12 protein-coding genes and 1 pseudogene are annotated in these 13,979 nt (G+C 53.3%); 11 read left to right on the forward strand and 2 right to left on the reverse strand.

Annotation, left to right across the window (positions count from 1 at the left end):
• The first annotated feature begins 392 nt into the window (after positions 1 to 392).
• The 10 genes from glgP (at position 393) to B5D58_RS05465 (ending at position 11,484) form a co-directional block, all read left to right on the forward strand.
• The gene (gene glgP, locus B5D58_RS05420) at positions 393 to 2,957 is read left to right on the forward strand and encodes an alpha-glucan family phosphorylase (protein ID WP_011111098.1); all 2,565 of its coding nucleotides are present in this window, start codon (positions 393 to 395) and stop codon (positions 2,955 to 2,957) included.
• Positions 2,958 to 3,214: 257 nt separating this feature from the next.
• Positions 3,215 to 3,703, forward strand: coding sequence for a flagellar basal body-associated protein FliL (gene fliL, locus B5D58_RS05425; RefSeq protein WP_011111097.1), 489 nt, complete (start codon positions 3,215 to 3,217; stop codon positions 3,701 to 3,703).
• Positions 3,704 to 3,715: 12 nt separating this feature from the next.
• Complete coding sequence (gene fliM / locus B5D58_RS05430; RefSeq protein ID WP_011111096.1) at positions 3,716 to 4,708, forward strand: flagellar motor switch protein FliM; 993 nt, start codon at positions 3,716 to 3,718, stop codon at positions 4,706 to 4,708.
• Positions 4,709 to 4,722: 14 nt separating this feature from the next.
• Positions 4,723 to 5,196, forward strand: coding sequence for a flagellar motor switch protein FliN (gene fliN, locus B5D58_RS05435; protein WP_011111095.1), 474 nt, complete (start codon positions 4,723 to 4,725; stop codon positions 5,194 to 5,196).
• A 26-nt stretch (positions 5,197 to 5,222) separates the two neighbouring features.
• On the forward strand, positions 5,223 to 5,672 hold the full coding sequence (gene fliO / locus B5D58_RS05440; RefSeq protein WP_011111094.1) for a flagellar biosynthetic protein FliO: 450 nt from the start codon (positions 5,223 to 5,225) through the stop codon (positions 5,670 to 5,672).
• Entirely contained in the window at positions 5,662 to 6,468 is an 807-nt protein-coding gene (fliP, locus tag B5D58_RS05445; protein WP_011111093.1) for a flagellar type III secretion system pore protein FliP, read from the forward strand. Before fliO ends, fliP begins: the two co-directional genes overlap by 11 nt.
• 15 nt (positions 6,469 to 6,483) lie before the next feature.
• Complete coding sequence (fliQ, locus tag B5D58_RS05450; protein ID WP_011111092.1) at positions 6,484 to 6,759, forward strand: flagellar biosynthesis protein FliQ; 276 nt, start codon at positions 6,484 to 6,486, stop codon at positions 6,757 to 6,759.
• Between the two features lie 92 nt (positions 6,760 to 6,851).
• Positions 6,852 to 7,649 (forward strand): flagellar biosynthetic protein FliR, encoded by a 798-nt coding sequence (gene fliR, locus B5D58_RS05455; protein ID WP_011111091.1) that lies wholly within the window; start codon positions 6,852 to 6,854, stop codon positions 7,647 to 7,649.
• A gap of 161 nt (positions 7,650 to 7,810) precedes the next feature.
• A complete protein-coding gene (locus B5D58_RS05460) occupies positions 7,811 to 9,907 on the forward strand; it encodes a coiled-coil domain-containing protein (RefSeq protein WP_011111090.1) in 2,097 nt (698 codons plus the stop codon).
• A 140-nt stretch (positions 9,908 to 10,047) separates the two neighbouring features.
• Entirely contained in the window at positions 10,048 to 11,484 is a 1,437-nt protein-coding gene (locus tag B5D58_RS05465; protein WP_078737652.1) for a DUF4139 domain-containing protein, read from the forward strand.
• A 47-nt stretch (positions 11,485 to 11,531) separates the two neighbouring features.
• On the opposite strand, the gene B5D58_RS05470 is transcribed toward B5D58_RS05465, so the two are convergent.
• Entirely contained in the window at positions 11,532 to 12,464 is a 933-nt protein-coding gene (locus B5D58_RS05470; RefSeq protein ID WP_011111088.1) for an alpha/beta fold hydrolase, read from the reverse strand.
• A 271-nt stretch (positions 12,465 to 12,735) separates the two neighbouring features.
• Between B5D58_RS05470 and dksA the strand changes: the two genes are divergently transcribed.
• Positions 12,736 to 13,161 carry an RNA polymerase-binding protein DksA gene (gene dksA / locus B5D58_RS05475; protein ID WP_011111087.1) on the forward strand — a complete coding sequence of 142 codons (426 nt, stop codon included), beginning with the start codon at positions 12,736 to 12,738 and terminating at the stop codon, positions 13,159 to 13,161.
• Between the two features lie 718 nt (positions 13,162 to 13,879).
• Here the strand turns inward: dksA and B5D58_RS13585 are convergent.
• Positions 13,880 to 13,979, reverse strand: a pseudogene (locus B5D58_RS13585) (IS481 family transposase); the annotation flags it as partial.

Here is a 13,979-nt window from a genome sequence, read left to right on the forward strand (position 1 = left end):
TCACTTTTTTGCCGGGTCGAAAACAACCCAACCTGTAAGAAAGGGTGGCAGTTTATCGTGATTTGATTTTGCTGATTAAATTTTCTTGTAAAACTGTCGGACAAACAGCCTTGTAACCACCGAAGAGGATATTCCCTGCTGCATACAGATGAATCTCCGACCGAATTCCAATCGAATATGGGATCGGTTTCATCCGGCAGCAATCGAAGAATATCTTTACCTGTGAATCTGCCGGTAATACCATGGGAAAACGAATGTTTCAGTAACTCACTACCTGCCCATGCGCCCTTTCGGGCTGCACAACCTGACGGGAAACCGATCATCGCGTTTTTCCCGACAAATAACCTTAATGTTCGATATTCGGACATCACTGCAAAAGGAGGACAAAACGTATGCAAATACCTCGTTTACTCATGTCTTACCTGAGAGATTTGCCTGCTGATCTGCTGCCGCTGGTCGAGCAGATTGCTGATCTGGCAATGGATTTGCGCTGGACCTGGAGCCACGGAGGAGATGCCATGTGGAAAATCATGGATCCGCAGCTGTGGGAACAAAGCGAAAATCCTTTCGTCGTCCTGCAGAATCTATCGCATGAACGATTGCAGACGCTGAGCCAGGATCAGGAATTCAGACAGCATCTCGATCGTCTGGTTGAAGCACGCAATCGTTATTGCAGTTGTGGGGGCTGGTTTGGAGAGGTACACGACAACGCCGGTCTGCGCAGAATCGCCTATTTCAGCATGGAATACGGTCTGGGCAAGGCTTTGCCATTGTATGCCGGCGGGCTAGGTGTGCTGGCGGGAGATTATCTCAAGGCAGCCAGTGATCTGGCCGTACCGGTAATCGCCGTCGGCCTGCTGTATCAGGAAGGTTATTTCCGGCAGATGCTGGATACCAGCGGGTGGCAACAGGAAATCTATCCCTACAACGATTCCAGCAGCCTGCCCTTGCACCCTCTGCGAGCCCATAATGGTACCTGGCTGTCCATCCCGATCAGGCTGCCCGGGCGAACGGTACAACTGCACGTCTGGGAAGCACGCGTGGGACGGGTCAGCCTGTATTTACTGGACAGTAACAATCCGCTGAACAGTGCGCTCGATCGTGGTATTACCGGCAAGCTGTACGGCGGAGGGGAAGAAATCCGTCTGGTACAGGAAATCGTGCTGGGAATCGGCGGCTGGCAACTCATCGAAGCGCTGGCACTGGAAATCGATGTCTGTCACCTGAATGAAGGTCATGCTGCTTTCGTTACGCTGGAACGTGCCCGCTGTTTCGCGCAGAAAAGGCAGATGGATTTCCACGAAGCACTCTGGGCGACCCGCCCGGGCAACCTGTTCACCACGCATACTCCGGTAGCGGCTGGTTTCGACACTTTCCCGCGCGCGCTGATGATCAAATACGGCCTGCCCTACGCCAGAAACCTGGGTATGCCACTCGATGAACTGATGGCATTCGGGCGCAGCAACGGGCAGGATGATGATGAACCTTTCAATATGGCTTATCTGGCAGCACGCACCTGCGGCATGATGAACGGCGTCAGCCGGCTGCACGGTCAGGTCAGTCGAAGTATTTTCCAGAAGTTGTACCCACAGTGGCCGGAATGTGAAGTCCCCGTCACGCATGTTACCAATGGTGTGCACGTCCCTTCGTGGGATTCTCCCTGGGCAGACGAAATCTGGACAGATTCCTGTGGCAAAGGTCGCTGGCTGGGTTCGGAAGAAACACTCGCCACTAAAATACACAAACTCGACGATGCGGCACTCTGGAATCTGTGCGGTCAGGAACGCGCCGATCTGGTGCGCCACGCACGGCAACGGATGCGGATATTGCAGGGACAAAGAGGTGCAGACACGGAAGCGATCAGTCAGGTTGACCGGATACTGGACCCCAATGTGCTGACACTCGGTTTTGCCCGCCGCTTTACCGCCTACAAGCGCCCCAACCTGCTGCTGCACGATCGTGAACGCCTCGCCCGGCTGCTCACCCGGACAGACCGGCCGGTGCAACTGGTCGTCGCCGGCAAAGCACACCCTGCCGATAACGAAGGCAAGCGCTTCATCCAGGAATGGGCACAGTTTTCCAGCAGGCCGGATGTACGCAACCATGTCGTGTTTCTTGAAGACTACGATATCGCGCTGGCACAGGAGCTGGTACAGGGAGTGGATATCTGGATCAACACTCCGCGCCGGCCGTGGGAGGCCAGTGGTACCAGCGGCATGAAAGTACTGGCCAATGGCGGATTGAATCTCTCGGAACTCGACGGCTGGTGGGCCGAAGCCTACACCCCGGATGCCGGCTGGGCGCTGGGTGATGGCCGCGAACACCATGAACCCGGCTGGGATGCCATGGAAGCGGAACAACTGTATCGCCTGCTGGAAGAAGAAATCATACCGATGTTCTACGATCGCGATGCCAGTGGTATTCCCGCAGCCTGGGTAGCCCGTATGCGCACCAGCATGGCCCATCTCGCTCCGCAGTTCAGCAGCAACCGGATGGTACGTGAATATGTCGAGCAACTCTATCTTCCTGCCGCTGCTGCCTTCCAGCAGAGAACGGCCCCCGGCAGCTCGACAGCGCGGGAACTGCGCCAGTGGGACGAGCAACTGAAAAGAAGCTGGCACGAAATCCACTGGGGAAACCTGATCGTTTCTCAAGATGAGCAAGGCTGGCTGTTTGAAGTACCGGTTTATCTGGGAGGCATCCCTCCCGAATCTGTACAGGTGCAACTCTATGCCGATCCGATCGAAGGTAAAGTCCCCGTCCGCGAAGCGATGCAGCGCGGCAATGAAATGCCTGGCGCCGTAAACGGCTATCTGTATACAGCCCGGCTGAATACGCTGCGCGCCCATACCGATTTCACACCACGTTGCATCGCCCATCACCCCGATGCCTGTATCCCGATCGAGAATCACCTGATCCACTGGTGGAGCGGAATCGTATCCTTGAAGAACCTCTGATTAAGCCCTCCATGAACCGCACTGCAGACAGAATTGCGATGATCACAAGAAAAGTGTAGTGATCCAGTATCTTTGTCACCCTCGTTGCTGAACAGCCACTTCTTCCAACTCACTCGCACCAGATAACCTGGCGACATAGGAAACCCCTTTCCGTGCAGCGTGTGGAAATAGCCGGAGATTAGGCGATTGTTCAGATGATCGAAATTTCCGCGTATTACCCATAATTCGCCCGTATCACTATCCACGCAGGAGAAATCATGAGCGAAGCGACTCTACCGGCCGGCACGGGCAATAAAAAGAAGATGATTCTGTTTGTTCTGATCGGAGTGCTGTCCGTCGGCGCAGGAATCGGCGGTACCTGGTATTACATGAAACAACAGCAGGAAGAGGGATCAGAAGTCACGGTCGAGAAAAAGAAGAAAAAGAAACCGACGACCTTCATCAAGCTCGAAAGCTTTACTGTCAATCTGCAATCAGATGACAGGGAACCACACTATCTGCAGGTAGAACTGTCCCTCAAAGTAAACGAATCGGACGCGGTCAAGATCATCGAAGACAAGAAACCTGAAGTCCGCAATCAGATCCTGCTGCTGCTGTCCAGCAAGAAGCCCTCCGAGATCAACACGCTGGAGGGCAAACAGAAACTCAGCGAGGATATCATTCAGGCAGTCAGATCAAAGATCGATTCTGAAGAGCTGGAGGATGACATTCTGGATGTTTTGTTCACCTCGTTCATCATTCAGTAAACTCTGCGCGCCATGGCCGAGAATTTTCTTACCCAGGATGAAGTTGATGCGCTGCTGAACTTTGAGAATGGCAGCAAGCATCAGCAAACTGCCCAGAAAGAAAACGAGGTCTCCTATCCGGGCGGTGTTCGCCCCTACAACATGGCCACCCAGGAGCGGATCGTGCGCGGACGCATGCCCGCCCTGGAAATCATCAATGCACGATTCGCCAATTCACTGCAGATCGGGCTCTACAATTTTCTGCGCCGGGGGGTGGATATTTCCGCCGGTTCGATCAAAACCATCAAATACAGCGAATTCACCCGTTCACTGGTCGTCCCGGCGAATATCAACCTGGTCAGCATGAAACCGCTGCGCGGTACCGCGCTGTTCACCATCGATCCCAACCTGATATTCCTGATTGTGGACAACATGTTCGGTGGAGATGGCCGTTTCCATACCAGAGTGGAGGGACGTGAGTTCACCCTGACCGAACAGGGCATCATCCGGCGCTTGCTGGATGTTCTGTTCGAACACTACGAAAAGGCATGGCAGTCTGTCTATCCGGTCAAATTTGAATATATCCGGGCGGAAATGAATCCGCAATTCGCCAATATCGTCACCCCGACCGACATTGTCGTCGCCAGCGCCTTCGAGCTCAACCTGGGCGGCAATCGCGGGGAATTCTATACCTGCATCCCCTACACCATGCTGGAGCCGATACGCGACCTGCTCAACAACAGCATGCAGGAAGATCGTGCGGAAGTTGACAAAAACTGGATCAAATCACTGACCAGGCAAGTACAGGGAGCGGAAATAGAAATCATCGCCAATCTGGGCCAGACCCAGGTGACGTTACATCAGATTCTCAACATGCAGGAAGGCGATGTCATCGCGCTCGATATTCCCGATACCGTGGTGGCAATAGCGAACAACGTACCGATCATGGATTGTCATTACGGCATCCTCAACGGCCACTATGCGCTCAAAGTCAAAACTGTACGATCTCCCAACGAAACCGACTGATACCGGAGCAGAAGATGAATGAATCCACCGTAACCGAACCGCAAACCGAACAGGATGACTGGGCCGCCGCCATGGCGGAACAGCAGGCTGCTGATGCTCAGCCGACAACCGATGATGACAATGGATCGCCACCCCCCTCATCAGCCCATCTGGCGGGCGACAGCCTGACGAAACCCTCCCCCGTTTTCGAGCAGTTCTCCAGGAATGACGTGCTGAACGATACCCGCAACGATATCGACATGATTCTGGACATTCCGGTGCAACTGACTGTCGAGCTGGGCCGCACCCGGATCGCTATCAAAAATCTGCTGCAACTGGCACAAGGTTCCGTAGTGGAGCTGAATGGTATGGCCGGGGAGCCGATGGATGTGCTGGTCAATGGCTGTCTGATTGCTCAGGGAGAAGTGGTGGTCGTCAATGAAAAGTTCGGTATCCGCCTGACTGACATCATCACCCCCAGTGAACGCATACGCAAACTCAACCGCTGATTGATACCGGGTCGATCGCCAAATCCATGCAACCCATACGTATCCGCGCTGGTGCAGCACTGTGGCTGTGGCTGCCACAGCAGTTGCTTGCCGAACCTGCAGGAAATCAGGGCTTTACCCCGCCGCCTCCGATCATTTCCACCGAGAGCATGCTGCAACTGTCAGCCGGGTTGCTCATGGTACTGGCATTCATCGCACTGATTGCCTGGCTGTTCAAGAAAATCGGCTTTCATCCTGCCAACCGGACAGGTCTGCTGAAAGTCATTTCCTCTGCCAGTGTCGGCCAGAGAGAAAGGATCGTGCTGGCCGAGATCGGCGATACCTGGCTGGTACTGGGCGTTGCACCGGGCCAGGTCAGCCTGCTGCATCAGATGGACAAAAACACTCTGCCTGCCGGTGAAACCGCCGAACCTCCTCACGCCAGCCGTTTTACGGAAAAGTTGCAGGCTCATCTGGAACAAGGTCATGAACGATAAATTACCAGCCCATCCCAAAACCAGCTTCCGGCACAGTCTGCCCAAACGCTCCATCAATTGCGGCATCCTGTTGCTGGTTGCGGGAATCGGCGTTGCCGGCCCGGTGCTGGCTCAGAAAACAGGATTTCCTGCCGTTACCAGCACCCCTGCAGCGGGAGGGGGCGCTACCTATACCCTCAGCCTGCAGACTCTGCTGCTGCTGACTTCGCTGACGTTTCTGCCAGCCGTCATCCTGATGATGTCCAGCTTCACCCGTATCATCATCGTTCTGTCACTGTTGCGCCAAGCGATGGGCACACAATCCTCCCCGCCCAATCAGGTACTGCTCGGCCTGGCACTGTTCCTGTCTTTCTTCATCATGTCGCCGGTCATCGACAAGGTTTATACGGAAGCGTACCTGCCGTTCTCGGAAGATAAAATCAGCATCGTCGAAGCGATGGAAAAGGCGGGAGATCCGCTCAAATCCTTCATGCTGCGCCAGACGCGCGAAGCAGATATCGCCCTGTTTGCCCGGATTGCCGAAAACGGAGAAATCGAAAGCCCGGATCAGGTACCGATGAAAATCCTGGTGCCTGCCTATATTACCAGTGAGTTGAAAACCGCCTTCCAGATCGGATTTGTCGTATTCATCCCCTTTCTGATCATCGATATGGTCGTTGCCAGCACGCTGATGGCCATGGGGATGATGATGCTGTCACCCATGATCATTTCGCTGCCGTTCAAGCTGATGCTGTTCGTGCTGGTCGATGGCTGGAATCTGCTGATCGGTTCGCTCACCCAGAGTTTCTACGTCTGACGAGGAGATCGCCCCATGAACCCGGAACAGGCAATGACTATCGGCCGGCAGGCACTGGAGGTCACATTCACGATCGCAGCCCCCTTATTACTGGCGGCGCTGGTAACGGGTCTGGTCATCAGTATTTTTCAGGCTGCCACACAGATCAATGAGATGACGTTGTCGTTCATTCCGAAACTGCTGGCCATATTCATCACGCTGACGCTGGCCGGACCCTGGATATTGCAGATCATGCTCGATTACATCACCCGGCTTTATACCAGCATTCCCTGGATCATCAGCGGTGGCTGACGGGCGAAACGTGCTGACATTTCCATTTTATGCTGCATCCTTCACGCTTTTCTGCAGCCTGATACATCGTATCTAGCCCAGGCCATCGACCCATGTTCAGCATCACGACCGAACAACTGAACAGTTGGCTGTCCACCCTGATCTGGCCGCTGGCCAGAATCCTCGCACTCCTGGCGAGCACACCACTGCTGGGCAGCAGCTCGATTCCGACTCAGACGAAACTGGGGCTGGCTGTACTGCTGGCTATTCTGATTGCACCGCTGCTGCCCCCGCTGCCTCAGATCGATCCGGGTTCCGGTGTTGGCCTCATCGTTCTGATGCAGCAGATCATCATCGGACTGGCCATGGGTTTTTCCATGCGCATCGTTTTTACTGCAGTCGAAATGGCAGGTGAAATCACAGGATTGCAGATGGGCCTTGGTTTTGCCACTTTCTTCGATCCCCAGCAATCCGGACAGGTCCAGCTGGTTGGCCGCTTCTACGGGTTGCTGGCCACTCTCACGTTTCTAGCCATCGACGGGCATTTGCAGGTCATCGCCATTCTTGCACACAGTTTCACCACGCTGCCCATCGGGGCCGAGGGAATGAGTACCACTTCATTCACGGCACTCGTCAATTGGGGAATCAAAATTTTCATGCTGGGATTACATCTGTCCTTACCTGTCCTGACAGCTCTGCTGATCACCAATCTTGCGCTGGGTATCCTGACACGCGCCGCTCCCCAACTGAACATTTTTGCCGTCGGATTTCCACTGACGCTGGGAATCGGTCTGCTGGTCATGTCATGGGCATTGCCCTATTTCACCCCTCTGCTCAATCAACTGTTTCAGGAGAGTTTCTCGGTCATGCGTTCACTCTCCAGCAAAGCCAGCGTGGCTGGAATACCCTGAAAATGAGTCGGAATGGCCATTCCCGATCCGACCTCATCGAACATTTTGGCATTCTTTGGATTAACCGGATTTTTTACCCTTTTTTTGGCCGATCGCAATCTTCCGGTGATTGATAAGGTAAGCGGCACTCGCATATTTTTCTTGAGAAAACGGTAACCACCATGCTATTCAAATCTCATCTCAGGTCGATTCTGAATATTAGCCCCCAGTCAGAAAATGAAGCTGAATCCAATGTAGTCCCCCTTTATACCGGTAAAACCGCATCCGACGACACCCTGCTGACCACGAACGATACTCCGGCACAGGAAGAGTATGATGCCCCTGCCGATGACAGCAATGCCTCACGGCTGGAAGCCGAGAATCTCGCGATCCGGGAAGCCAAAAGCCGGATTGAGACCGAAGCTCGGGCACGTGTCACGGCAGAAGCGCGCGCCCGAGTGGAGGCCAGTGCCAGACTGGCAGCCGAAGCACGCATCAAGGCCGAGACCGCTGCAACGGAAGAAGCCAGGGCACGCGCCCGGGCAGAAGCACTGGCTGCGCATGAAGCCCATGCACGCCAGGAGCTGGAAGCGAGACTGCGTCAGACTGTCGAGGATGGCCTGAAAGCAGAAAAAGAAACGGTTACCGCACTGCGTGCCAAAGTGCAGGCAGAAGCCGCCACCACCGAAAAAGCACGGCGACGTTTACAGGAAGAAGCGCTTGCCTTGGAAAAATCCCGGGAAAGAGAACTGGCAGAGCAAAGAGCCATCGAGGCGGCCATCGCCAGACGAAGAACCCACGAAGAAGCGCTGAAAATAGCGCTTGCAGCTTCTGCAGCCGAAGCAGAAGCAACTGCACTCGCCCGTGCAAGAATCGAAGAGGATGAGAAAAATATTGCACTGGCCAATGCCAAAGCCGAGGCTGAGCGTCAGGCGATCGAAGAAATCCGGCTGCGCACCGAAGCCGAGGCTGATCTGACATCAAAAGCCCAGCAAAAATTACAGGGTGAAATCAGTGCGCGAGAAGCGGAACAATCCCGGCTCGATGCTGAGAAGAAAGCGATCGAAGCTGCCCAATCCCGTCGCGATCTCGATCTGACCGCAAAATCGGAGGCGGAAGCACGTGCTGCAGCCGAACTGGAAGCCGCCACCGCCCAGCGCACCCGAATCGAAGCAGAACGGAAAGCCCGCGCCATGGCAGAACAAGTTGCCCTGGCTGAACAAGAAGCAGCCAACGCTGCTCTGGAACGTTCCCGGGCAGATACGCTACTGCTGGAGAAAACACGCGCACACACTCTTGCGGAAAACGAGGCATGCGCTGCGGCTGAAGCCCGCATGCAGGCAAAAGAACAGGAAACAGCCATTTTCAACGAAAAGGCACAAACCGATCAGGCAGTTACCGATACGATCAAGGAACGTATACAGGCCCAGGAAACCGCCATCCGGCGAGCACGTGCCCGCGCAGCCGCGGAAGCGGTCGCCAGAAAAACAGCAGAAGATAAAATTACAGCAGAAACACACGCGGCAGAACTGGCTGAAAAACGCATTGCTCTGGACAGGCAGGTCGAGAAAGAAGCCAATGAACTGGCAGAAACTGAAGCACGCCTGATCGAAAACAAGAGAAAACAGGCCGAGGCCGTACAGCAAGCCAAATCCGCTGCTGCTGCACGTATAGAAATGGAACAGAAACTGACCGAACTTTCGACCCGCATTGCCCAGAACCAGGTTATCGCCATGGCAAAAACGGAAGAAAGACTCAAGGCTGCTGAAACCGCTGCGGCAACCGTGTTGCATAAAATCAAGCTCGAATCTTCAGCGCTGAAGGCAATACAGGAACGTATAGAGCAGGATGCACTGGCCGTTGAACGTGCCATTGCCCGGGAAGCCGTCGAAGCGATGGCTGTAGAAGCAGCACTGGCCCGTATCCGAACCGACGAAGCTGCAATTGCACAGGCATCCCGGAAAATTCGGGAGGAAATTGAAACAACCAAAATGATTCAGGATTGTTTTGATGAGGAAATCCCGTCTGATACCGTCATGCATGATAAAGAACAAGGCGATACTCATTCCTCTGATGACGGTGAAACCCTGCTGGCAGCTACGGAAGAACGCATGGCAGCGGAAACATCCGATGCGCTCGATGAATCCGACGATTCAGCCAATCAACCGGAATCCGGCATGCTGAACGATCCGGTTCAGTCAGATGTCTCCGGCAACTCGATCGAATCCAATGACACTGAAGTATTACCGGATAAATCAGAAACTGCTGAAATAGAATAATCGGTCTACTCATTTCAACTTGAGATAAAATAAGCAACATGCCTCAAATGATCAGAACGGCAGCAGGGTACGCAATATGCCGATCTGCAGTCTTTCAGAATCAGGCTAATAACAATACAAAAAATCAGAGGGGAACAAGCGTGCTGAGAACCTTGTGTAAGACCTTATTGCCCCTGATACTGGCAACTGCCAGTGTCAAAGGGTTTGCCATGCACATAGAAGAAAAGACCACCCAGCTTCAGGATCAGCAACAGGTCAGCATCACCATTTACAACGAAAATCTGGCCCTAGTCAGGGATCTGCGTCACGTTCCACTGGAAAAAGGAATAAACAAACTGGCCTGGTGTGACGTTTCTGCCCAAATACGCCCGGAAACAGCACTGTTGCGCACACCGGAAAAAACTTCCTCGATCCGGATGGTGGAACAGAATTTCGATTTTGACCTGCTCACCCCGGAAAAACTGCTGGAAAAATATCTGGGGCGCAGTGTCAATGTCATTTACGTCAATCCTGCCACCGGTGCAGAAACCGTGGAAGCTGCCATCGTACTTTCTATCAGCGGGGGTGTCGTGCTGAAATTCAAGGATCGGATCGAAACCGGTACGCCGGGACGAATCGCCTTCCCCGATGTTCCCGGCAGCCTGCACGATCACCCCACTCTTTCACTGGTACTGGATGGTGCCACTCCAGGAAAACATGAACTCGAATTATCCTACCTGACTTCCGGGCTTTCCTGGCAGGCTGATTACGTCGCCCGGCTCGATGCCAACGATGGCCGGCTCGATCTCAGCGGACTGGTCACGCTGGCCAATCATAGTGGTATTGCCTACCCTGATGCTCATTTGCAGCTGGTTTCCGGAGAGGTCAATCAGGTTACTCCCGAGCCACCCCAGGCAAGAAAAATGATGGCCATGGTGGCTGATGCGGCTGAATATCAGGCAGTCAGAGAGGAATCATTATCCGAATATCATCTTTACTCCCTGCCCGTTCCCACTACACTGGCAGAGAATCAAAGCAAGCAGATCACACTGATGTCGGTAACGGATATTCCGGTCAGTCAGGAGTTTCTGTTGCGCGGCACGAATGCCTATTATTTCAGCAGATATTCCAATCTCGATGACAAGCTGAAGCCAGTAGTACTGATCCAGTTCAAGAACGAAGGAGAAGGATTGGGTGTGCCGTTACCCAGGGGAACCATACGCGTCTACCAGAATGACTCTCGCGATAATCTCCAGTTTTTAGGTGAAGATCACATCGACCATACTGCAAAAAACGAAGAGGTTCGCGTAAAACTGGGCAAGGCTACCGATATTACGGCCATGCGGACTCAAACCGACTTTCAGCAACTGGATACCCCTTCTCGCCGTTTTACCGAAACGGCTCACCAGATCGAAATCCATAATGCTCGTCAGGAAGCTGTCACGATTCGCGTACAGGAGCCCATCCCGGGTGACTGGATGATGATTTCAGAATCCCAGCCACACACAAAATCTTCTGCCAATCTGGTCGAGTGGCTGGTCAAAGTTCCCACCAACCAGAAAACTATCCTCAGTTACCGGGTTCGAATCAAACACTGAGAAAACCGTTTCTATCTGCAGAGATCAGGACACTAACCGGACAATCCTCATTCTGTCCGGTTTCTGATTTTCAGCAGATAATCCCTGACCAGATTGATCTGATCCGCATCCATCAGCATGGGCGCATGCCCGATACCCGCCAGCTCGGTAATCTGCACATTGGACCGATGTAATTGCATTTCACCCGCTGTTTCAGGCGTCAATACGCCTGATTTCTCTCCCCGCAGCACCAGCACCGGAAGATCGAGCCTGTTCCAGTAGGCCCACAAATCGATATCCTTGATACGATCCGGCCTGAAACCGGATGAAATCGCCGGATCGTAACGGTAGCCAATCGTGCCATCCTCATATTCGCGCGCACTGTACAGTGCCAAATGATGCCATTGTGTATCTGTCAACGGACTATAAGGCAAGGCAGTAGCGCGCATGTGGGATTCCAGCTCACTCAGACTCCGGAAACGGGGATCCTTACCAATCGTGGTCGCAAACAGACTCAATATCCCGGAAGAGACATGCGGGCCGATATCACTCATCACCAGCGTTCTGAATCGGTAAGATACCGCGGGACGCTGGCGGGCAGCGAGCAGCATGCCGATCAATCCACCCATCGATACCCCTACCCAGTAAATCCGGAAGCTGTCGCTGTCATTCTGCCGGTAAACATGTTCGAGCACATGCTCCATATCCGACACATAAGTTGCCGCCGAATTATAATCCTCAGCCTCTTTCAGCCAGTCGCTGCGCCCCCGCCCTGCCATATCGACACAAATCACTCTGAAATCCTGTTCCAGCGCTGCCGCAAGAAAATCGAAATCCCTGCAATTGCGTGTCAGGCCATGGGCACACACCACCACATGTTCATTTTTCGGATTTCCCCAATCTGTATACGCAAGCTGACGCCAGCCACGCCCGGATTTCATTTTTCCGGGTTGCGCCGGAACAGACAGAAACTTCCACGCTATAGCAGCAGAATTCTTCATAGCACCTTTTTCAGAACTGAGTGAAATCGTATCCACAGGGATTGTCAGGCTGTAACTGCATGAATGCTACTGCAGTTTATACAGCTCGATCCATCGAATACAAATACACTTACAAAACATATCTACGAATCACAGCATTACCAATATATCTGATAAGGTTTTCACTCATTCTTCAGCCGTTTACTTGCCATCCATGATGCTTTCTGGTATTGATGACAAGTTTATTTTTCCTCAACTTACAAGGTGAACAACCAGAAGGAGTATGCAACGAATGGGTAAACAACTGGAATCACGCACCATTCCCCCTTATGAGCCCAAAGCAGGCGAGGAATACATGAGCCCGGAGCAATTGGCACATTTCCGGAAAATACTGGAATACCAGCGGGCCGAACTCAGCATGGAAATCGATCGCGCCGTCCATGTCATGCAGGAAGAATCCACCATTTTCGCTGACCCGGCTGATCGGGCTACGCAAGAATCCGATATGGCACTGGAACTGCGCAGTCGCGACCGCGAGCGTAAACTGATCAAGAAAATTGACGAGATTTTCACCAAAATCGACTCAGGGGAATATGGCTATTGCGAGAAATGCGGTATCGAAATTGGCCTGAAACGGCTGGAAGCAAGACCAACCGCATCACTCTGCATCGACTGCAAAACGCTGGATGAAATCCGGGAAAGGCAAATGGCGAAATAACTGCCAGACAACCCGCAAGGCAAACAGTCACCACCTGATTCCGGCAGAACGCCGGAATCCAGATCAAATACTCTCATTTCCTTAGTTTTTTTCCAGCAGCCGGCGAAGGAATCAATCCACCCATCCGTACCGGTTGCGCAAAGACGACCGGGGTCAGTTTCGTCGGCCACCCTCCAGCCGCAATAGTGCACGGTCAGCTGCTTCATGGCGCTTTCCTGCGCGGAGCACGGCTTACGCTGGCTGACAGCTTCGGTCTGTTCCATCTGAGCGATGGATTGGCGTTTCAGCAAGAACAGACCTTCCAGTTCCTCCACCAACCCCAGAGCCTGGATCATCACGGCTCGAAGAGCCTCGCGATAACGGTTGGGGTTATCCGGGCTTCTTTTTCTTTCGGGAAGACTGGGTAAATGAATTGGATTTCCACACTGGAAAAAGTTAGGGAGCCTCTGATTGAGTCCCACATGGCCGCACACTGTGTTTTGCGGATGGAATGCAAGGCAAGTGAGGCAGTGAATGGTTAGCCCCTTCACAACGAGCTCAACGCTGCAGTCCGTCTGCAAAACCAGTGCCCCAAAGGGTTGCAGCAAAATCATGCGCTCACTGTGTCGCGCTCCTCGGCATCGTAGAATAGTAGAATAGCTACGACCTTCGTCGCGCTTCTTGCGATCATCACGATTTTGCCTGCAATGCGGTTCATGGAGGACTCAATCGAGGCTCCCTAGTTGTTTAGTCCCACTTTGTGATGGTATGGATTGATGATAAAACGTTCAGGTTCGTTTTGCCAGCATTTGATGATGTATTCGTAAGGTGTGAGTCCT

Origin of the sequence: Nitrosomonas europaea, assembly GCF_900167395.1 — a bacterium.
Lineage (GTDB): Bacteria > Pseudomonadota > Gammaproteobacteria > Burkholderiales > Nitrosomonadaceae > Nitrosomonas > Nitrosomonas europaea.